Consider the following 20,721-nt stretch of genomic DNA (forward strand, 5'->3'; position numbering starts at 1 on the left):
GTATCTTAATGTGTTCTATAAATGGACAAATGTAAAATACTTTAACCTGCTACATTGATGTAGTAGATAAATTTGTTTATAATAAAAGTATTATAATCTTTGCAGATAGGAAGGAAATCCCCATGAACTTGAAAAAAGGTATTGCTTTGGCGCTCACAGCGACAGCATTGTTGGCGTTTACAGGCTGTGGCTCAAATGGAACTACATCGAATGGTGAATACAAAGTTGGTGTTGTACAACTGGTAGAACATCCTGCATTAGATGCGGCAAATAAAGGTTTTGTTGATGCGCTAAAAGAAAAAGGTCTAGCAGAAAAGATTACTTTTGATCAACAAAATGCACAAGCAGATCAATCTAATTTGAATAGTATTGCACAACGTTTCGTATCCGATCGGAAAAACTTGATTTTAGCAATTGCTACGCCAGCGGCTCAATCCATGGCGAATGCAACTCATGATATTCCAATCTTAGGTACAGCTATTACTGATTACGAGGCAGCTAAACTTGTTAAATCTAATCAAAAGCCTGGTGGTAATGTGTCTGGTACATCCGACATGAATCCAGTAGAGCAACAAGTAGATTTGATTTTACAAGTAATGCCGAATGCGAAAACAATTGGCACTATTTATAGCTCTAGCGAGGTAAACTCTCAAATTCAAGTGGAGAAGATGAAAGCTTATGCAGCTACAAAAGGCATTAAAGTTGAAGAAGTTACAGTTTCCAATGTAAACGATATTCAACAAGCGGCACAAAATCTAGTATCTCAACGTGTGGATGCAGTTTATGTGCCAACAGATAATGTGGTAGCTTCAGCGATGAGCAATCTTGTAGCTATTACCGATCCAGCAAAAATTCCTGTGTTTGGCGGTGAAGATAACCACGTAAAAGGTGGGGCAGTTATGTCCTTGTCTGTAGATTACTACAAACTCGGGTACCAAACCGGCTTAATGGCAGCTAAAATTTTAACTGGTGAAGCTAAAGTTGAAGATATGCCTATCGAAATGCAGAAAGAATTTAAATTAGTTGTGGGAAAAGATAAATTAGAAAAATTGGGCATCACCTTACCAGAGGATTTGATGAACAAGGCGACTATGATTTAATACATATCTGGTAAGGAGTTATACATGAACTGGAAAAAAAGTATTGCAGTGGCACTTAGTGCCATTGCTGTTATGGCAATGGTAGCAGGTTGTGGTTCCAATACCGCAACTAATGACCAAAAGAAAATTGGTGTTATTCAATTAGTAGAACATCCATCTCTTGATGCTGCTAATAAAGGTTTCGTAGATGGTTTAGCAGCTAAAGGATATAAGGATGGTCAAAACATTAAAATTGACCAACAAAATGCACAGGCCGATCAATCTAATCTAAATAGTATTGCACAACGTTTCGTATCTGATAAAAAAGATTTAGTATTAGCTATTGCAACGCCTGCGGCTCAGACGATGGCAAATGCTTCTCATGACATGCCAATCATGGGTACAGCTATTACAGATTACGTGACAGCTAAACTCGTTCAATCTAACGAACACCCTGGTGGTAATGTATCTGGTACATCTGATATGACACCTGTTGAAAAAGAGGTTGATCTTATCATAGCATTAGTACCGAATGTAAAGCGTATTGGTGCCATTTATACATCCTCTGAAATCAACTCCCAATTACAAGTTGAAAAAATGAAAGCCTATGCTGCTACAAAAGGTATTACTGTTGTAGAGGCAACTGTTTCCAATGTAAATGATATCCAACAAGCCGCTACAAATCTTGTGAACCAAGATGTACAAGCTATCTATACGCCAACAGATAATGTTTTGGCATCTGCTATGGCTAACTTAGCACAAATTACAGATGCTGCTAAAATTCCAGTATTTGCTGCCGATGAAGGTATGACAATGACTGGTGGTGTAGCAACTTATTCTGTTGATTACTATCAATTGGGTTATCAAACAGGTTTAATGGCTGCTAAAGTTCTTGCAGGAGAAGCAAAAATTTCAGACTTAGCTATTGAGACACAAAAAGAGATTAAGTTAACTGTTAACGAAGAACGTGCTAAAAAATTAGGTATTACGATACCTGAAGCTCTTCGTAAAGATATGAAACAATAGAGGAGAATTTAATGTTAGATTTAGTGGTAGGCACCATAACCACAGGCCTTTTATGGTCTTTGTTAGCGGTCGGTGTATTCATCACCTTCCGTGTATTAGATGTAGCTGACTTAACTGTGGAAGGTACGTTCCCAATGGGGGCGGCTATTTCCGCTATTTTAATTACAAGTGGTATGAATCCAATCCTTTCTATTTTACTTGCTGGTGTAGGTGGTATGATAGCCGGTGCCGTAACAGGCTGGATTCATACAAAATTAAAAATTCCTGCATTATTGGCTGGTATTTTAACAATGATTGCATTGTACTCTGTGAACCTTCACATCATGGGCAAGGCTAATGTATCTTTGCTTCGAATGGATACAGTTTATTCAATCCTTGGTGGGTTTTTCCATACTCCTAACATGTGGTCTGCTGCTATCGTAGGCGTTCTAGTAGCTGTAGTAGTATGCTTGCTCTTATTCTGGTTCTTCGGTACTGAAATCGGTACTGCTTTACGTGCTACAGGTGTTAACCCTCAAATGATTCGCGCTCAAGGCGTAAATACTGATAATATGATTGTTCTTGGACTTTTGATTTCCAATGGATTTGTTGGTATGTCTGGCGCTCTGATTGGTCAATTCCAAGGCTTTGCTGACGTAGGCATGGGGATTGGTACCATCGTTATTGGTTTGGCTTCTGTAATTATCGGTGAAGTAGTATTTGGTACGAAATCCTTCGTACGCAGTCTCATCGCTGTAGTACTTGGTTCTATAGTATATCGTATCGTTATTGCTGCCGTTCTCTACATGGGTATGCCACCAAATGATTTGAAATTATTCACTGCAATTCTTGTTGCCATAGCGCTTTCCCTACCTACATTGAAAGCAAAATGGTTGGCTCGTTAAGGAGGACACTATGTTAGAAGTAAAAAATATGGTAAAAACCTTCTTTAAGGGCACAATTAATGAAAAGACTGCATTACAAGGCATCAATCTTCGCCTAGAAGAAGGAGATTTCTGTACTGTAATCGGTGGCAATGGTGCTGGTAAAAGTACTTTACTAAACTCCATCGCCGGTGTATTCCCAGTAGATGAAGGCTCCATTACAATTAATGATATTGATGTAACAAAAATGCCAGAATACAAGCGTGCTAAATACATTGGCCGTGTATTCCAAGATCCTATGGTAGGTACTGCTGGTAATATGCAAATTGAAGAAAACTTGATTCTTGCTATGCGCCGTGGTAAAAGCTTAGGTCTTAAATGGGCTTTCAAAGATAGCGAACAAGCATTCTTTAAGGAACGCCTTGCATTATTAGGTTTAGGACTTGAAGAACGTTTATCTGCTCGTATGGGCCTACTATCTGGTGGTCAACGCCAATCTATTACATTATTAATGGCTACCATGCTTCGTCCAGAGCTTTTGCTATTGGATGAGCATACTGCGGCACTTGACCCTAAGACTGCAGAAAATGTATTGCAACTAACAGATAAACTCGTTGCAGAGCATAATCTAACAACTCTTATGATTACTCATAATATGCGTGATGCATTGCGCTTTGGTAATCGCCTCATCATGATGGACGCTGGTCGAATTATCTATGATGTAAAAGGAGAAGAAAAGAAACAATTAACTGTTGCGGACTTACTTCAAAAGTTTGAGGTAGCTGGTGAAAATGCACTGAGCGACCGCATGGTGCTAGGTGCTAAATAATAGAAGGAAGTTCTAATCTATCTTTTGTTCAATTACTGTATTTTTGCTTTACAAGATAGGGCAGATACTGTATACTAAATTAGGTCGTAAGACATATCGTAAGCGAAGTATTCGATTCTCCAACGGTTACTTAAGCTTATCGGGATTATTATATTTTAGGAGGTAACATTAATGTTAACTACAGAAGCTAAATTAGCAGTAATTAAAGAATACGCTACTCATGAAGGTGACACTGGTTCTCCAGAAGTACAAGTTGCGATTTTAACAAGTCGCATTCAATACTTAACTGAGCACTTGAAAGAGCACAAAAAAGACCATCATTCCCGTCGTGGTTTGTTGAAATTGGTTGGTCAACGCCGTAACATGCTTGACTACCTTCGTCGTAAAGATATCGAACGTTATCGTTCTCTTATCGAACGCCTTGGTCTTCGTAAATAATAAAAAAAGCCGTCCTAAAGGACGGCTTTTTTATTTTGAATTGGCTATTTAGCTTTAATTGATATATAATTAGAAGGTATACATATAAGAAGTTTTTTAGGAGGAATAGGAATGGAACAATTCCAAATGGACCTAGCTGGTCGTACGCTTACGATTGAGACTGGGGAACTTGCAAAACAAGCTGGCGGTGCCGTAATGGTTGGTTATGGCGATACTCGTGTACTCGTTACTGCTACAGGCTCTAAAGAGGCGAAGGATATTGACTTCTTCCCACTTACAGTAGACTATGAAGAAAAAATGTATGCTGTTGGTCGTTTACCAGGGGGGTTCATTAAACGTGAAGCACGTCCACCTGAGTCTGCGATTTTGAATAGCCGTTTGATTGACCGTCCTATTCGTCCATTATTTAATAAAGGTGTACGTAACGAAGTACACGTAGTAGCAACAGTTATGTCTGTGGACCAAGATTGTGATCCAGCCATTTGTGGTATGATTGGTGCTTCTGCGGCATTGTCTATTTCTGATGTTCCTTGGAATGGTCCTATTGCAGGCGTTCGTATGGGACGTATCAATGGTGAATTTGTTGTAAATCCAACGAAAGCACAATTAGAAGAAACAGATCTTAATATCGTTGTAGCTGGTACTAAAGATGCTATCCTCATGGTTGAAGGTGGCGCTGAAGAAGTACCGGAAGATATCATTCTTGAAGTTATCATGGCAGCTCACGAAGAAATCAAAAAAATCGTAGCATTCCAAGAAGATATGACTGCAAAAGTAGGTAAGGAAAAACGCGTATTTGAATGTAAAGATGTTCCTGCTGAAATTAGTGATGCAGTTCGTGCCTATGGTCATGATAAACTTGATGCTGCAGTTCGTTGTGCAGATAAACAACAACGTGATGCACAAGAAAATGAAGTACGTGCAGATGTATTAGCTCACTTTGAAGAGATCTACCCAGATAACTTGGCTGATGTAAATAAAGCATTTGATGCAATGACAAAAGAAATCGTGCGTCATATGATTACTGTTGAAAAAATCCGTCCAGATGGCCGTCAACTTGATGAAGTTCGTCCAATCTCTTGCCGTACAGGCGTATTACCACGTACACATGGCTCTGGCTTGTTTACACGTGGTCAAACTCAAGTGTTGAATGTCACAACAGTAGCGCCTTTATCCGAAAAACAAACCATCGATGGCCTTGGTGTTGAAACTGAAAAACGTTATATTCATCATTATAATTTCCCATCTTTCTCCGTAGGGGAGACTCGTTCTTCCCGTGGCCCTGGGCGTCGTGAAATCGGTCATGGTGCATTGGCTGAACGCGCGTTGGTGCCTGTGATTCCAAGTGAAGAGGATTTCCCATATGCTTTGCGTTTAGTATCTGAAGTATTGGAATCTAATGGTTCTAGCTCCATGGCTTCCGTATGTGGTTCTACATTATCTTTGATGGATGCTGGTGTACCTATTAAAGCGCCTGTAGCTGGTATCGCTATGGGTCTTGTAACTCAAGGGGAACACTATACAATTTTAACAGATATTCAAGGCATGGAAGATGCTCTCGGAGATATGGACTTTAAAGTTGCTGGTACAGCTAAAGGCGTAACAGCAATTCAAATGGATATCAAGATTTCCGGATTATCCCGTGAAATCCTTCAAGAAGCATTAGAACAAGCTCATAAAGGCCGCATGCATATCATGGGTATCATGCTTGATACAATTGCTGAACCACGTCAAGAAATGTCTCAATACGCTCCACGTATTATTACAATGAAAATTGATCCTGATAAGATCCGTGACGTAATCGGTTCTGGCGGTAAAGTAATCCGCAGTATCATCGAAGAAACAGGCGCTAAAATTGACATCGAAGATGATGGCACAGTATTTATCGCTTCTGTAGAACAAGAAGGGGCTGCGAAAGCTCAAGAAATCATCACTAACCTTACTAAAGAGGTTGAAGTAGGTGAAGTATACCTTGGTAAAGTAACTCGTTTAATGGCCTTTGGCGCATTTGTAGAAGTATTACCAGGTAAAGAAGGTCTTGTACATATTTCCAAACTTGCGAAAGAACGCGTTGAAAATGTAGAAGACGTAGTAAATGTAGGGGATGAAATCATGGTAAAAGTTATCGAAATCGATAAACAAGGCCGTGTAAACTTGTCCCGTAAAGATTGTTTAAAATAAGAGGTGTTACATGGATATTCGTGGCTTTGAAGTAGTTTCTGCTTTTGAAGAACAAGATATCAACTTACCAACACGTAAAACAACTGAAAGCGCAGGTTATGATATTGAATGTGCTGAAGCTGTTACTTTAGAACCTGGTCAAGTGGTTTTGGTGCCAACGGGTATTAAAGCTTTTATGGCATACGATGAATATCTTGCCATTCACATTCGTTCTAGCATGGCTATTAAACGTCATCTGGCACTTGTGAATAGCACAGGTATTATCGATAGTGATTACTACAATAATGAGGACAATGAAGGTCATATTATGATTGCCCTTCTAAACTTTGGCAAAGAAATAGTTGCCCTTGATAAAGGGGAACGCGTTGCTCAAGGTATATTCTCTAAATACCTTATTACAAACGATGATGATGCTACAGGTGTAAGAACTGGTGGCATTGGAAGCACCGGGACTATGTAAATAATATATGGTTTTGTATAAAATAGTAAAAACCGCTCAACTTTGTTGGGCGGTTTTTTGTGTGTCAAATAATCACTTTAGCTGTAATTCTTTTACATAATACTATATAATAATTATTATAGTTAGTAGAAAATTCGGGAGGCTTTATGAAACAGGAGTCTAAACAAAATAAGAACGTAGGTACATCAGTTACGGGGAATGACATTGAGACTACACAAAATACCATGCATGTATTGGATGAGAATAAGGTTCTTAAAAAGAGTTATGAAGATGTAGTATATATTTCTCAACCTTTTGGGGCGACCTCATTGAACACATTAGCAGCGCGAGCTTTGTTATTTGGATTAAATCCTGTATCTTTAAAAAAGGCGCGTGTCCTTGAGCTTGGATGTTCGTTTGGTGGAAATATTATTTCTCAAGCTTTATACTATCCTGAAGCGTCTTTTACGGGTATTGATTTATCGTCTTCCCAGATTAAGATGGGAAATGAACTGATTGCGTCGATGGGACTTACCAATATACATTTGATTGAGAAGGATATTCTGGATATTGATGAATCGTTCGGTATTTTTGACTATATTATTGTACATGGTATTTGGTCCTGGGTTCCGGATGTGGTAAAAGATAAAATTCTATCTATCTGTAATAAGAATTTATCCGATAACGGTGTAGCTTATGTATCGTATAATACCTATCCTGGATGGAAACGATTAGAGCAGTATCGAGAAATCATGCAATATGCAGAGCAAAAAGAGTTAGAGCTACCGTTGATGGAGAGGACTTTATATACGAAGAATATATTGAAACTTGTAGCTGATACGATGGGGATGGATAATCGGATAAGTCAAAAAGCGAGCTATAAAATTGATAATATCCAAAATGTGTTAAGCTCTAACGATTATTATGTGGCCCATGAATATTTAGAACCTTTTAATGATCCTGTATATGTACATGAATTTATAAAACGTGCCAATGACCAAGGTTGTGCCTATATAGGGGATGTATTTCTTTCACGATCTTTCATAAGTTGGTTACCGGAGGATATTCACGATAATATAGCTCAATTGGCAAATGATGATTATATTGCAAAAGAGCAATATTATGATTACATTTATGATACGCAGTTTAGAATGTCCCTGTTAACGAAAAATAAACATACTAAAAAAATTGTTCGTAATGAACGAGTTAGTATAGATGTATTATCAAAATTATATTATTGCAGCGTTGTCAATACTGGTATTCCTTCTAATATGACGGATAGTATCCATATTGCTATTAAAGAGGTTATGGATCGAGGGGATATATTTACTGTTCAGGATATAGTAGATCATATACATAGAAAGTTGCCTGGTTATACTATCGAAATGGACAGAGTTTATTCTCGTTTACTATATTTAATCATTGTAGATAATCTTGATATGTATGCCGAACCATATGAAAGAGTTGCTTTCGAAGATAATAAGGTGTATATACCTCAACGTTTTATAGATTTTATTTCTACTATAGTAGAAAAAGAAGGCAGCTCCTATATTGGTATAGGAGACATGTACAATAAAGTACAACAAGATATAGATAATGGATTTCTCTTTGTAATAAAGCAAATGGTGGAGCCTACAACAAGAGAAAAGATTCTTGCTATTATGGATGACAATATTACAGTTCAGCGTCATACGCGGGATAATATTGATTTTATTGTTCCTAATAAAGTGTACTTAGAGGAAATTTTACAACGTATAAGAAGGCTCGGGTTTTTACATAAAATAGAAGATTAGAGGTATATATGGCAATTAGTAAGGAAATACAGAAGTCTAGTGAAGTGAAATTTGATGGTAAATTGATTCAGGTTACCTATGATATTGCCGATGTAAATGGCAAAGATGCATGGCGTGAAGTGGTGCATCATCCTGGAGCTACCGCTATTGTGGCGTTAACAGAGGATAATAAGATCGTTATGGAACGTCAATTTAGATATGCTTTGCAGCAGCCATTACTGGAGGTACCTGCAGGAAAACTAGATCCAAATGAAGAACCCATTGTTTGTGCTAAACGGGAGCTTGCTGAGGAAACAGGCTATCGTGCAGCTCAATGGATCTCACTAGGGACTATTGCTACGAGTCCTGGTTTCTGTAATGAAGTATTACATTTATATCTTGCTAAGGAGCTTACCATGGGGGAAACTAATTGGGATCCTGATGAATATGTAGAGTTAGAATACTACACATTGCCAGAACTATTGGAGGCTATCAAGAATGAGACTATTAAGGATAGCAAATCTTTGGCGGCCCTTATGCTTGCTATGCCATATCTTAAGTAAGTTTTAGAAATTTTATCTCTCAATATATTATGTATTTTATTAATTCATATTGATGATTTTAACTGTAATATGTTACAAAGTATTTTTACATTATATGAGTAACTAATCTCATATAGATTTAGGAGTACATATGTATAATCGAATTATTCTACTAGTAATGGACAGTGTCGGCGTAGGATATGCAGCTGATGCGATTAAATTTGGCGATGAAGGTTCGAATACATTGGGACATATCGAAGCTGTAGCAGGACCTATTCGCTGCCCAAATTTAAAATCCATAGGTTTAGCTAATATTGCCGATATTTCAGCGTTTGATGAGCCTGTTATTGGTGCTTATGGTCGTATGGCGGAAATGAGTACCGGTAAAGATACGACAAGCGGACATTGGGAGATGATGGGGCATCCTGTAACGGTACCATTTCCGACATTTTATGAAGGATTTCCTAAGGAATTGATGGATACTTTCACGAAGGAAACGGGTTATGGCTTTCTTGGTAATGAGGTAGCATCTGGTACAGAAATTATTGAACGCCTCGGAGAAGAACATATAAGAACAGGTAAGCCAATCGTTTATACATCGGCGGATTCTGTTTTTCAAATCGCTGCTCATGAGGATATCATTCCTTTAGAAGAGTTGTATCGCATGTGTCAAATTACACGTGATAAGGTATGTGTCGGTGATTATTATGTGGGGCGTATCATAGCTCGACCTTTTGTTGGTACACCAGGGCATTTTGTACGTACTTCAAATCGTCATGACTATAGTCGCATGCCTGAAAAGAAAATGGTGCAACAAGAGTTACAAGACGCAAACATTCCGACAGTGGCAGTTGGCAAAATCGGCGATATTTATGCTCATGTTGGCTGGGATGCATCATATCCGACAAAGTCTAACGCGCATGGTATGAACGTAGTTCCTTATCTATTGGGCCAAAGCTTTGCACGGGGGTTCATGATGGTCAACCTTGTTGAATTTGATAGTCTGTACGGTCATCGGCGTAATGTAGAAGGGTATAAGCGTGCTATTGAAGACTTTGATTACCAATTAGGTGGTTTGTTGGACTTGCTTAAAGATGACGATTTACTTCTTATCACCGCAGATCATGGGAATGATCCGACTTGGAAAGGTACAGACCATACGAGAGAAATGGTGCCTTTGCTAGCTTATAGTCCAAGTATGAGTCATTCAGTAGCTTTGGGTGATAGACATAGTTTTGCGGATATAGGTGAAACAGTATTACAAAACTTTGGATTGAAACAATGGGGGATTGGTTCTTCATTTCTTAATTCTTTGAAAGTGTAGCTTTGTATAGAAACTATTTCTTATATATAATTGAATATAATCTTATAATACTGTTATCAAAAAATTGTATGGATAATTTGTTATAATTAAATTCATTTATTTTGTTCTTTTTCATACCTACTAAATCATATACCAATGGAATGTGTACTTTGGGCCATTTTTCCTTAAAAAAATACAGAAAAAATAGCTATTAGTTGATTATATATAATCAACTAATAGCTATTTTTAGTAGTAAGGGACTATTTGGTTATAGTCCCTTTTGCTTTTATCCTTAAAACAGGATGAGTTTATTTAACTATAACAAGCCTTGACTTTCCATCATATCTTTAATATCAAGTATGGTAGACTTACATACCACATCATAATCTAATGAACCAAGGAAGTCTGCAAATTTAGTGTCATCTTCATTTTTACAGTTTCCATATGGAATTTTACCAAATTTTTGATATGGCTCTAGAATGCGATTTCGTCTGTGCTTCCACGTATTATAATAAGGACCTTTGAATTTAGTCATAAAACCATTGCTATCGACTAATACAAAGCCTTCAGATTTATGGAATGAATTTAGCTCCTCATTTATGATGGCTTGAAGCTCATCCATGGTAGAAACTTGTTGAACTGTTTTAACAATGGAAATCAAGTCAGTGTCATATTTTTGTAAAATCGTATAAAGTTCAGCTAATTTTTCTCTAGAGAATGGGACATCTATATGCTTACCATTTACGTCTAGAGTATTTTGAATAATATCGAGTACATAGAGATGGTCTTGGTCGTATTTAATGATATGAGTATCCTCTTGGCTGATGACCTCAAATATCATAGAGCAGTTATTACGTGCTAATAAATCTTTGATTTCTACTTGTAAGCCTTCAGGTAATCTATGGAAGAGGTTTTTAAATAAATCCACATGTATACCCTCTGTTGTAGATTTAGAGGCAAATACTAATTCTTTGTTGATAACGCCAAGAATGGCAAGGTAACCATTTTCTTTAGTTCTAATTTCAACTGGGAAGGAGAGAATATTAGCTAGATTATCTAACTCTGTTTCTGGGCGCTCACCAAGATTAAAGAATTTATTATAACTACGTAATTTCACATCTCCTGTAATTCGATCCACAAATAATCCACGAGCTTGTACTGTACTTTCATTCCATAATCGTTTATGAAATACACGAGAGGTAAAGTTCAAGGAATATAGGTTAGGGAAACATTGTTTTACTTTTACTAATTTTGAATTGCCAATAATATTAATATCTTCATTTTGTGTGAAGATGACATGTTGTGTCATATTTTGGAATTCATGGCGCATATAATCTTTATCATATACATCGTTTTTAATTCCATTTTTTGTGAAAGTATTAGCTATGATATCAATGTATTTTAGTTCTCCACCAAACTCAACTTCTCCTTCCAAACAGAAGGAGTACTTTCCATCTGGAACGCCACGATGACCGTGAATTTGAATGAAGTCCTGACACATGTTTTGCTCGTAATTAGTATCGTAGATATTAGCGATATTTGTTTCGTAAGCGCCAAACCCATTAATAAAGGTTGAGGTAGCTATGAAGGTCATATTAGGCACATAGGAGATACCACCATGGGAAACTAAATATTTTTTGCTATGAAAGCTAAAAGGATAACATTGACGAAGTGATTTATAAAAGAGTCGCAGTTCTCGTTGAAGTGATTCCACTTCTTTTTTCGTCATATCCTTTACGATAGGTGCTACCACATCTTTCATAAAGCGTTTAGAACGATCTAAATTTGTATGAAATGCAAAGTTTGCAATATGTCGCTCGTGATTGCCTTCTAACATAATTGTATTAGGGAATGTGCTGAGACGCATCATTTCGTACATCATTTCTTTGTTTTCAATACCGCGTTCTAAATAGTCACCGCAGAAGATGTATAATGTTTTTTCATCCCATGGTGTAATAGCTTGTTGTAATGCGGTGTAGCAACCGTGAATATCACCGATAACACGCACTCGATCATATCTATTTGTTAGATTAACCGTGAAGTAATTGTTGATTTCATCAATAGAGTTAATTTTTTTACAAAACTTTGGTAATGTACTTGTTTTAATCATTTTGTACATACGATGAATGACTTGCTCTGGCACGCGTTTGTAATCGGCGCGAGCCGCATTACGGGCCAAGCAATCCTCTAAGGATGTATCTGGTTCATAGTAATATACAGTATATTTATATTTGTTAAGCAATTCTTTGTAAGCATTAACAGCTTTAGATGTAGTGTGGGTAGCATCTAAGACGACAAAGTCGCCATTGATCATTCGTTTTTCTAAACAATCTAGTAGGAGCTTCCATGTTGGACCATTATCCTCTTGTGAAATATACCAGCCATTCTCACCAAGGGAAGGGCTACGTAAAAGCATACGGAAATGATCGGCTTCAAGGGTGTAAGCCTCAAGATTGTTATCACGAATCCACTGAGACTTACCACTAGCAGGAGCACCACGCATTAATAATAGTGTTCTCATAGTAATAGTCCTCTAATCTGCCCATAGGGCGTAATAATATATCTGTATAACAAACGAAAAATATTTTATGATTAAATAGAAAAGGCCATAAAAAAAACAGTCTCAACGGATCCCCGAGAGACTGTCTTGCTTGCTTTTAAAATTATAAAGCGTTTACTTTAGCTGCAAGGTTAGATTTTTTGCGAGCTGCAGTGTTTTTATGAAGTACACCTTTGGAGGCTGCTTTATCAATTACGCTAGTAGCATGAACAAGTGCTTGTTTTGCTTCTTCTACTGCGCCTGCTTGAACAGCTTCAACGGTTTTACGAGCTGCTGTACGAATTTGAGATTTTACAGCGGCATTTTTCGCACGACGTTCAGCATCCGTTTTTACGCTTCTAATACTGGATTTAATGTTTGGCAATTGAGTCACCTCCTTAAAAATCGTTTCTTATACCTGAATGATTATATCATACCAAATATTGATACGCAAGGACTTTTCAGCCCAATATTTTCCTTAATGACATGATTTATAAAACATATTCTACTGTTTATTTATGAAAGCATATATGTGGTTTTTAAAATTAAATTAATCATTCATTTTATAGTGTACCAATATATTAATTTTTATTTATGAAAGTTAAAAGGGTCCTTATGTTATAATGAAGAATAGAATTAAGTGAGGTGTCTTATGAAAAAATTAATGATTATAGATGGCAGCAGTTTGTTATTTCGCGCATTTTTTGCATTACCACCGTTGAAATCCGCTTTAGGAACACCAACGAATGCAGTATATGGCTTCTTAACGATGCTCATTAAATTGTATGAAGAAATTAATCCTGACTATATTGCCGTAGCTTTTGATAAAGGTCGTCAAACATTCCGTACTGAAATGTATAGCGAATATAAAGGAAATCGTCCAGATGCACCTGAGGATTTGCGTCCACAATTTACTTTAATTCAAGATGTATTAAAAGCATTGGGCATTTGTGTCATCGAAGAAGAAGGCTTTGAAGGGGATGATATTCTTGGATCTTTAAGTAAAAAGTTTGGAGCCCCTGAAATGGCTGTTCAAATTATTACAGGTGACCGCGATAATTTACAGCTTGTAACAGAACATAGCCATGTGTTCTTAACTAAAAAAGGTATTTCTGACATGTTAGAAGTTACTCTAGATAATATGGAGGAACTTTATGGTTATGGTCCTGATAAGGTTATCGAAATGAAGGCGCTTATGGGTGACTCTTCCGATAATATTCCAGGTGTACCAGGCGTAGGTGAGAAAACAGCGCTTAAATTAATTACCGAATATGGCAATCTTGAATCTGTATACGAACATATTGAAGATATTTCTGGTAAGAAATTAAAAGAGCGCCTCGTAGAGAATAAAGAGTTAGCCTTTTTATCTCGTGAGTTGGCAACAATAAAAACAGATATGGAGTTATCTTATAAAGTAGAAGATTTTGTACAAAACTTCCATACCTCTGAAGTACAGCCTTTATTTGAAACTTTAGGCTTCACTAAATTAACACCTCGCATTGTTCAAGTAATGGGGGGCGATGAAGCAGCTTTTGGAGATCCAGGCTCATTATTTGCACCACAAGAGGAGATTTCCTTAGATGATTTAGCAGATGCTAAAGTATTAACAGCCGACTTCTATAAAGATAAGACGGTAGCAGTACATGTTATATTAGATGGAAAAACACCATTTAGAACGGTAACGAATACGTATCTATCTAATGGTGATACTATTGTAAAAACAGACGATACTAAAGCTGTTTTAGCTGTTTTACAAGGTGCTAAAGTCATCGTTACAACTCAGACCAAGGAGATTATCGAAGCCTTTGGTGCAGATGTGCCAGCTGAGATCTCTTTATTTAATGCTGATAAAACTGCTCGTGTTCACGATATGTCTCTCATTGCGTATTTATTAGATCCTACACGTACTAATTATGGATATCTTTATCTAACTGAGCGCTTCTCCGTACCTAGCATTGCTAGCGGTAGTGTAGATGTAGAATGCGTATCCATGGTGAAAGCATTACTCGCCATGAACGAAGCAGCTTGTGAATCTGCTCGTCGTGAAGAGTTATGGTCTTTATATGAAACGATTGAGTTGCCTTTGATTCATACTTTAGTAGTGATGGAAAAGAATGGTATCTATATCGATACAGAGAAGTTGGCGGAAACAACAACTCGTTTTAAAGAGGAACTAGCCGAAGTACAACAAGAGATTTATGAATTAGCTGGAGAAAATTTCAATATCAATTCACCTAAACAATTGGGTGTAATCTTGTTTGAAAAGATGAACTTGCCAATCATCAAGAAAACTAAGACCGGCTATTCTACAGATGCGGAAGTACTGGATATGCTTCGTCACGAAAGTCCGATTGTTGAAAAAATCTTGGCATACCGTTCTGTTGCTAAATTAGTATCTACCTATTGCGAAGGTTTGGCAGTTCTTATCAATGATAAGACTCGTCGTATTCATACGACTTTCAATCAAATGGTTACGGCTACAGGTCGACTTAGCTCATCTGATCCGAACTTGCAAAATATTCCTGTTCGTACCGAAAAAGGCCGTGAAATTCGCGCTTTATTTTACCCAGGTGCTGGATATGATACATTGGTGAGTGCCGATTACTCCCAAATTGAGTTGCGCATTTTAGCCCATTTATCTGGCGATGAAGCATTGATTAAAGCCTTTGTAGAAGGCAAGGATATTCACCGTTTTACTGCTGCAGAGGTGCTTGGTAAAGCTCAAGATGATGTAACTAGCGAAGAACGTTCTCATGCGAAAGCGATTAACTTCGGTATTATTTACGGTATTTCTGACTTTGGTTTATCTCGTGATCTTGGTATTACACGGGGTGAAGCTAAAAACTATATTGAACTTTATTTTAGTCGTTATCCTAAGGTTAAAGAGTATATGGATCGAATGGTTCAAGAGGCTCATGAAACAGGGAAGGTTCGCACTATGTTCGGTCGTCAACGCGAGTTACCTGATATTAATAGTCGTAACTTTAACCGTCGTTCTTTTGCTGAACGGACCGCAATGAATACGCCAATTCAAGGTACTGCCGCAGATATTATTAAGTTAGCCATGAACCAAGTGGAGAAAAAATTAGAAGAACAAAACTTTAAGTCTCGACTTTTATTACAAGTACATGACGAACTAGTGCTTGAAGTGGTGAACTCTGAATTAGAAGCTATAGAAGAATTATTACGTAGTACAATGCAATCTGTTGTAGAGCTACAAGTACCTCTTATTGTAGACGTACATCATGCAGAAAACTGGGCATTAGTAAAGTAATATATATTTATAATTAATAGAAGGTATATATGTTTAAAATTGGCTTAACTGGTGGCATTGCATCTGGCAAAAGTACAGTTCTTACATATTTTAAGGATAAAGGTATACCATATATCGATGCTGATATTGTGGCTCGTGAAGTCGTAGAGCCTGGTACAAAAGGGCTAGAAGCAATTGTAGCTGCATTTGGAACCGATGTATTGCACGGTGATAGGACATTAAACCGAGAAGTATTAGGGGCTATTATCTTTCACAATGAAAAAAAACGCCAACAACTGAATGGTTGTTTAAAAGAGCATATTCAAAATCGAATCATGGAGCTCACAGCTCATTATGAGGCACTACATACACCAGTTTTACTATATGACATTCCCTTACTTATCGAAGGAGAGTGGTATACCATGATGGACGAGGTGTGGCTCGTATATGTGAATGAGTCGACTCAAATTGAGCGCTTAATGAACCGCAATGGATTTACCAAAGAGGATGCATTGGCTCGTATTAAGAGTCAAATGCGTCTTGATGACAAACGGACTTATGCGGATGTAATCATTGATAATAATGGTACACCTCTGGATTTAAAGGAACAATTAGATACCATCTGGAATGAGCGTATCGAATCAGCTCTATAAGAAAATTGATAATTGCCATTTTATGTGTCAAATTTGGTATATAAATAATAGTAATAAATGGTATAATAAGCCCATAAAACTTAGCATAATATTAGTTTAGCATTTGTTATATGTTAGATTTTGATGACTATTTTCAGTTTGTATGTAGAAAGGGGGATATATGAAACGTGCAACGGCAACGGCACTATCCTGTGTCGTACTAGGATGGTTTTATTTTACATATCTAGATGACCATTTCGCGCGTCAAATCGCGTATCCCTTTAACTATAAAGAAGAAGTTATAGCCGCAGCTGAGAAAGAGCAGGTACCTCCGTCTTTGGTGGCCAGTGTTATCTTAGCTGAAAGCAAGTATAAAAACACAGCGGAGTCTGAAACCGGTGCGCTTGGATTGATGCAACTCATGCCAGATACAGCTCGTTGGGTGGCACAACAAGTTGGGCATGGCAATTATACAGATCGTCAATTAAAAGAACCTACTATAAATATTGAGCTAGGTACTTGGTACCTAGGTCATTTGCTGAAGGAGTTTAATGGGGATCAAGTACTAGCATTAGCTGCTTATAATGCTGGTCGTGGTCATGTGGAATCGTGGATTCACGAAAATAACTGGAATGGAATGGTTGATACGATTCCGTTTCCTGAGACTCGTAGCTATGTAAAAGCAGTCTTACAGTATCAAGAAAGATATGAGGCATTATATGGAAACGATTATTGAAGCTTGTAAAGCCTTAGACTATTCCTGGTTGCCTCAATCCATTGAAGGTTTTACACTAGTTACCTCTACTGAAAGTGACTATACAAAGTTAGCTAATCGTATTAGTGCTGGTGAAGACGTATTGAAGGTACCTATTTTCCACTATCAAAACGATTTGGGATGGCGTTGGTCTGCCTTGTATGATAAAGAGGTAGAGGACTATACAGTACATATAGAAATGCCACTATTTTCCTTTGTGGACATTTCTTTTGTGCGAGCCGATTTAGAGTCTTTTTGGACAGGGCTACAAGAACGATGTGTAAAAGGGTTAACCAATATGTTAATAGAACCTGCTAATAACTTTACTTTTACTTATCGTCGCCGAGGAATTCCTGAATGGGACTTCTCACAAGTTATGCCTGAGGAGTTAGAAGGTTTTGTACGCGATATTGATCCAGCCCATGCGATTCGCATGATTAATGGGTCTTTTATCATCGGCGAATACCGTAAGATGGACGAGTGTACAGGCTTACTATTGTATTATAATGAATTACGTGATGAATACTTTGCGGAACTTCGGTATAAAAGCTATCCAGAAATTGACCATCATTTAGATGCAAAAAATCTAGATGATTTAGCATTGTTATTGCGCGAGCATTTAGGTGCTATATTAAAAGGTTTGAATGAGCGCATTGATTAAAGTTTGGATAGATTTAACTATGCTATTTTTTGTCATTTTTTGTTTTTATAAAATGACTTATGTGGGATTGGTTTCTTTAATGCCCATTAGAAAACGTAGAATTTGTATATACGCAGTAAATGTGATATACTATATATGACTTTTATATAAATCTTTTAAAAGAGTGGGCGTATGTCCACTCTTTCATTTATGATTAGCTCAATTTTATAGTGTTTTTATCAAGAGATATATACAAGATGTAGTAAGTAAGGAGGCGATGGCTATGAAAAGAGAAGCAGTGGAGGAGTTTGTATCCTCTGTGGTTGAAGGTATTATAGCCGGCACCGATATGGAACTCGTCGATGTAGACTATGTACGTGAACGGGATTGGTATTTACGTGTCTACCTTGATAAACCAGGTGGTGTAGATTTGGATGACTGTCAGTTGGTGAGCGAAAAATTAAGTGCTGTCCTCGACGAAAAGGATCCAATTACGGAAAACTATTTATTGGAGGTATCTTCTCCCGGTCTTGATCGAGTTCTTAAGAAAGACAAGGACTTAGTTCGCTATAATGGCCGTGATGTAGATATTCAGTTGTTTAAGGCTATTAATGGTAGTAAACAATTTACTGGTGCATTACAAGGTTTTACAGACACAACTATCGAATTTACTATCAATGGTGAAAGCATGACATTTGAACGTTCTACCATTGCACAAATTCGATTACATCTTGATTTTTAATATATGGAGGCATACGAGTGAGTCAAGAATTAATTCAAGCGGTAATGGTGCTTACAAAGCAAAAAGGTTTTGCTCCTGAGGTTATTTTTGAATCCTTAGAGGCTGCATTGTTGCAAGCATATCGCAAAGAACCAACATCTAACCCAGATGCGTACGTTGTGATTGACCGCGAAACAGGCGTTTATAAAGTAATGGCTAAAAAACAAGTTGTGGAAACTGTTGAATTACCTGAAACAGAAATCAGCTTATTGGACGCTCGCAAAAAAGATAAACGTTTTGAGATTGGTGATGTAGTAGAAGTAGATGTAACTCCTGCCAACTTTGGCCGTAGTGCTGCCCATACTGCTAAACAAATGCTCATTCAACGTTTAAAAGAGGCTGAGCGGAGTGTAGTATACGAAGAGTATTACAGCCGTGAAGGAGATATCATCACTGGCGTTATTACTCGCGTTGAAGGTAAAAATGTATTTATCAATCTTGGTAAAACGGAAGCGATTTTGCCTCCAACTGAGCAAATTGTTACAGAAACATACCGTGAAGGAGATCGTATTAAATGCTATATCGTAGAGGTTAAGAAAACTACGAAAGGCCCTCAAATTATGATTTCTCGCACACATCCAGGTTTATTGAAACGTCTATTTGAGCTAGAGGTTCCAGAAATCTTTGAAGGCGTAGTAGAGCTTAAGTCTGTAGCTCGTGAGCCGGGGATGCGTTCTAAAATCGCTGTATATAGTCGTGATGAAAATATTGATCCTGTAGGTGCTTGCGTAGGTCCTAAAGGGCAACGTGTACAACATATTGTTGATGAATTACACGATGAAAAAATAGACATTGTAAAATGGGATGAAGATCCAGCAATTTACATTGCTAACTCCTTAAGCCCTGCGAAGGTTGTATCGGTAGATGTAAGCGAAGAAGAAAAATCTTCATATGTAGTAGTACCTGATTACCAATTATCTTTAGCTATTGGTAAGGCTGGTCAAAATGCTCGTTTGGCGGCTAAGTTGACTAACTGGAAAATCGATATTAAAAGTGAAACTCAAGCTGCTGAAGAACCTTTTACAGGTTTCGGCAATGCTGAGGATGGTGAATAGTCATGAAACCAAAATCCCAACCTATGCGTACTTGCGTAGGATGTGGTGAACCTAAGGCAAAACGAGAATTGATTCGCTTAGCCTTGAGTCCTGACGGCAATATCACTATTGATCGCAGCGGTAAAGCACCAGGACGTGGAGCTTATTTATGTGAATCCATGTCATGTTTTGAGCAGGCCTATAAGGCTAAACGATTAGAACGGTCCTTAAAGCATAGCGTATCTAAAGAGATATATGAAGCGTTACAACGTGATTTACAAGAGAATGAGTAATCACTGATATACATGAATGAAGATAAAATTTTAAATCTCTTAGGCTTAGCGCAACGAGCAGGAAAAGTTATTTCTGGTGATTTTATCGTAGAAAAAGCTATAAAGAGAAAGGAACCGAAATTAGTGCTTCTTGCTAGTGATTGTGCAGCCAATAATGAAAAGAAATATACTCAATTAGCAGAAACCCATCACATTCCACTTCACAGTATTGCCGATAAAGAGGCTTTAGGAACGGCCATTGGTAAGGAAGTTCGGGTAGTAGTCGCCCTACTAGATGATGGATTTGCAAAGGCATTACTTAAAGAGATTGATCGATAATAAGG

At 37.5% G+C, this 20,721-nt stretch carries 20 protein-coding genes; 18 read left to right on the forward strand and 2 right to left on the reverse strand.

The features are described 5' to 3' along the window. Positions 1 to 122: 122 nt before the first annotated feature. The 10 genes from KHY58_RS00175 to KHY58_RS00220 all read left to right on the forward strand — a co-directional run bounded on the left by KHY58_RS00175 (position 123) and on the right by KHY58_RS00220 (position 10,493). Positions 123 to 1,100 carry an ABC transporter substrate-binding protein gene (locus KHY58_RS00175; RefSeq protein WP_004692987.1) on the forward strand — a complete coding sequence of 326 codons (978 nt, stop codon included), beginning with the start codon at positions 123 to 125 and terminating at the stop codon, positions 1,098 to 1,100. 24 nt (positions 1,101 to 1,124) lie between these two features. After that, the gene (locus tag KHY58_RS00180) at positions 1,125 to 2,105 is read left to right on the forward strand and encodes an ABC transporter substrate-binding protein (protein ID WP_004692988.1); all 981 of its coding nucleotides are present in this window, start codon (positions 1,125 to 1,127) and stop codon (positions 2,103 to 2,105) included. 11 nt (positions 2,106 to 2,116) lie between these two features. Beyond that, positions 2,117 to 2,989 carry an ABC transporter permease gene (locus KHY58_RS00185; RefSeq protein ID WP_004692989.1) on the forward strand — a complete coding sequence of 291 codons (873 nt, stop codon included), beginning with the start codon at positions 2,117 to 2,119 and terminating at the stop codon, positions 2,987 to 2,989. Positions 2,990 to 2,999: 10 nt separating this feature from the next. Then, positions 3,000 to 3,797, forward strand: a complete 798-nt coding sequence (locus KHY58_RS00190) for an ABC transporter ATP-binding protein (RefSeq protein WP_004692990.1) — start codon at positions 3,000 to 3,002, stop codon at positions 3,795 to 3,797. Positions 3,798 to 3,968: 171 nt separating this feature from the next. Further along, complete coding sequence (gene rpsO / locus KHY58_RS00195; protein WP_004692991.1) at positions 3,969 to 4,235, forward strand: 30S ribosomal protein S15; 267 nt, start codon at positions 3,969 to 3,971, stop codon at positions 4,233 to 4,235. 111 nt (positions 4,236 to 4,346) lie between these two features. Beyond that, positions 4,347 to 6,416: a polyribonucleotide nucleotidyltransferase gene (locus KHY58_RS00200; RefSeq protein WP_278471441.1), complete on the forward strand. Its 2,070-nt coding sequence runs from the start codon at positions 4,347 to 4,349 to the stop codon at positions 6,414 to 6,416. Positions 6,417 to 6,426: 10 nt separating this feature from the next. Further along, a complete protein-coding gene (dut, locus tag KHY58_RS00205) occupies positions 6,427 to 6,876 on the forward strand; it encodes a dUTP diphosphatase (RefSeq protein ID WP_278471442.1) in 450 nt (149 codons plus the stop codon). Positions 6,877 to 7,022: 146 nt separating this feature from the next. Then, positions 7,023 to 8,648, forward strand: a complete 1,626-nt coding sequence (locus KHY58_RS00210) for a class I SAM-dependent methyltransferase (RefSeq protein ID WP_278471445.1) — start codon at positions 7,023 to 7,025, stop codon at positions 8,646 to 8,648. Positions 8,649 to 8,656: 8 nt separating this feature from the next. Then, a complete protein-coding gene (locus tag KHY58_RS00215) occupies positions 8,657 to 9,190 on the forward strand; it encodes an NUDIX hydrolase (RefSeq protein WP_012864246.1) in 534 nt (177 codons plus the stop codon). Between the two features lie 130 nt (positions 9,191 to 9,320). Next, entirely contained in the window at positions 9,321 to 10,493 is a 1,173-nt protein-coding gene (locus KHY58_RS00220; protein ID WP_278471447.1) for a phosphopentomutase, read from the forward strand. Between the two features lie 295 nt (positions 10,494 to 10,788). Here the strand turns inward: KHY58_RS00220 and KHY58_RS00225 are convergent, their stop codons facing one another. Together KHY58_RS00225 and rpsT are read right to left on the reverse strand one after the other, a co-directional pair. After that, positions 10,789 to 12,993, reverse strand: coding sequence for an RNA ligase (locus KHY58_RS00225; protein ID WP_278471450.1), 2,205 nt, complete (start codon positions 12,991 to 12,993; stop codon positions 10,789 to 10,791). Positions 12,994 to 13,135: 142 nt separating this feature from the next. Further along, on the reverse strand, positions 13,136 to 13,396 hold the full coding sequence (gene rpsT / locus KHY58_RS00230; protein ID WP_004692998.1) for a 30S ribosomal protein S20: 261 nt from the start codon (positions 13,394 to 13,396) through the stop codon (positions 13,136 to 13,138). 267 nt (positions 13,397 to 13,663) lie between these two features. Here rpsT and polA point away from each other — a divergent pair, with 267 nt between their 5' ends. From polA to KHY58_RS00270, 8 genes are all read left to right on the forward strand, one after another. After that, a complete protein-coding gene (polA, locus tag KHY58_RS00235) occupies positions 13,664 to 16,285 on the forward strand; it encodes a DNA polymerase I (protein ID WP_278471452.1) in 2,622 nt (873 codons plus the stop codon). A 29-nt stretch (positions 16,286 to 16,314) separates the two neighbouring features. Next, a complete protein-coding gene (coaE, locus tag KHY58_RS00240) occupies positions 16,315 to 16,917 on the forward strand; it encodes a dephospho-CoA kinase (protein ID WP_278471454.1) in 603 nt (200 codons plus the stop codon). Positions 16,918 to 17,077: 160 nt separating this feature from the next. Continuing rightward, positions 17,078 to 17,632 carry a lytic transglycosylase domain-containing protein gene (locus KHY58_RS00245; protein ID WP_012864253.1) on the forward strand — a complete coding sequence of 185 codons (555 nt, stop codon included), beginning with the start codon at positions 17,078 to 17,080 and terminating at the stop codon, positions 17,630 to 17,632. After that, on the forward strand, positions 17,616 to 18,311 hold the full coding sequence (locus KHY58_RS00250) for a hypothetical protein (RefSeq protein ID WP_278457493.1): 696 nt from the start codon (positions 17,616 to 17,618) through the stop codon (positions 18,309 to 18,311). Before KHY58_RS00245 ends, KHY58_RS00250 begins: the two co-directional genes overlap by 17 nt. A gap of 262 nt (positions 18,312 to 18,573) precedes the next feature. Continuing rightward, positions 18,574 to 19,032 (forward strand): ribosome maturation factor RimP, encoded by a 459-nt coding sequence (rimP, locus tag KHY58_RS00255; RefSeq protein WP_012864255.1) that lies wholly within the window; start codon positions 18,574 to 18,576, stop codon positions 19,030 to 19,032. A gap of 17 nt (positions 19,033 to 19,049) precedes the next feature. Further along, complete coding sequence (gene nusA, locus KHY58_RS00260; protein ID WP_012864256.1) at positions 19,050 to 20,126, forward strand: transcription termination factor NusA; 1,077 nt, start codon at positions 19,050 to 19,052, stop codon at positions 20,124 to 20,126. A 2-nt stretch (positions 20,127 to 20,128) separates the two neighbouring features. Continuing rightward, complete coding sequence (gene rnpM, locus KHY58_RS00265; protein ID WP_021148062.1) at positions 20,129 to 20,398, forward strand: RNase P modulator RnpM; 270 nt, start codon at positions 20,129 to 20,131, stop codon at positions 20,396 to 20,398. Positions 20,399 to 20,410: 12 nt separating this feature from the next. Further along, positions 20,411 to 20,716: a L7Ae/L30e/S12e/Gadd45 family ribosomal protein gene (locus tag KHY58_RS00270; RefSeq protein ID WP_278457494.1), complete on the forward strand. Its 306-nt coding sequence runs from the start codon at positions 20,411 to 20,413 to the stop codon at positions 20,714 to 20,716. The last annotated feature ends 5 nt before the right edge of the window (positions 20,717 to 20,721 follow it).

It is taken from the genome of Veillonella parvula, from assembly GCF_018366295.1.
Taxonomy (GTDB): domain Bacteria; phylum Bacillota; class Negativicutes; order Veillonellales; family Veillonellaceae; genus Veillonella; species Veillonella parvula_P.

Coding starts and splice junctions, on each gene's coding strand:
- KHY58_RS00200 (WP_278471441.1), top strand. CDS start 4,347: ATGGAACAATTCCAAATGGACCTAGCTGGTCGTACGCTTACGATTGAG.
- KHY58_RS00190 (WP_004692990.1), top strand. CDS start 3,000: ATGTTAGAAGTAAAAAATATGGTAAAAACCTTCTTTAAGGGCACAATT.
- KHY58_RS00175 (WP_004692987.1), top strand. CDS start 123: ATGAACTTGAAAAAAGGTATTGCTTTGGCGCTCACAGCGACAGCATTG.
- polA (WP_278471452.1), top strand. CDS start 13,664: ATGAAAAAATTAATGATTATAGATGGCAGCAGTTTGTTATTTCGCGCA.
- KHY58_RS00185 (WP_004692989.1), top strand. CDS start 2,117: ATGTTAGATTTAGTGGTAGGCACCATAACCACAGGCCTTTTATGGTCT.
- dut (WP_278471442.1), top strand. CDS start 6,427: ATGGATATTCGTGGCTTTGAAGTAGTTTCTGCTTTTGAAGAACAAGAT.
- KHY58_RS00225 (WP_278471450.1), bottom strand. CDS start 12,993: ATGAGAACACTATTATTAATGCGTGGTGCTCCTGCTAGTGGTAAGTCT.
- KHY58_RS00250 (WP_278457493.1), top strand. CDS start 17,616: ATGGAAACGATTATTGAAGCTTGTAAAGCCTTAGACTATTCCTGGTTG.
- KHY58_RS00245 (WP_012864253.1), top strand. CDS start 17,078: ATGAAACGTGCAACGGCAACGGCACTATCCTGTGTCGTACTAGGATGG.
- KHY58_RS00180 (WP_004692988.1), top strand. CDS start 1,125: ATGAACTGGAAAAAAAGTATTGCAGTGGCACTTAGTGCCATTGCTGTT.
- rpsO (WP_004692991.1), top strand. CDS start 3,969: ATGTTAACTACAGAAGCTAAATTAGCAGTAATTAAAGAATACGCTACT.
- coaE (WP_278471454.1), top strand. CDS start 16,315: ATGTTTAAAATTGGCTTAACTGGTGGCATTGCATCTGGCAAAAGTACA.
- KHY58_RS00210 (WP_278471445.1), top strand. CDS start 7,023: ATGAAACAGGAGTCTAAACAAAATAAGAACGTAGGTACATCAGTTACG.
- KHY58_RS00270 (WP_278457494.1), top strand. CDS start 20,411: ATGAATGAAGATAAAATTTTAAATCTCTTAGGCTTAGCGCAACGAGCA.
- KHY58_RS00215 (WP_012864246.1), top strand. CDS start 8,657: ATGGCAATTAGTAAGGAAATACAGAAGTCTAGTGAAGTGAAATTTGAT.
- rimP (WP_012864255.1), top strand. CDS start 18,574: ATGAAAAGAGAAGCAGTGGAGGAGTTTGTATCCTCTGTGGTTGAAGGT.
- rnpM (WP_021148062.1), top strand. CDS start 20,129: ATGAAACCAAAATCCCAACCTATGCGTACTTGCGTAGGATGTGGTGAA.
- KHY58_RS00220 (WP_278471447.1), top strand. CDS start 9,321: ATGTATAATCGAATTATTCTACTAGTAATGGACAGTGTCGGCGTAGGA.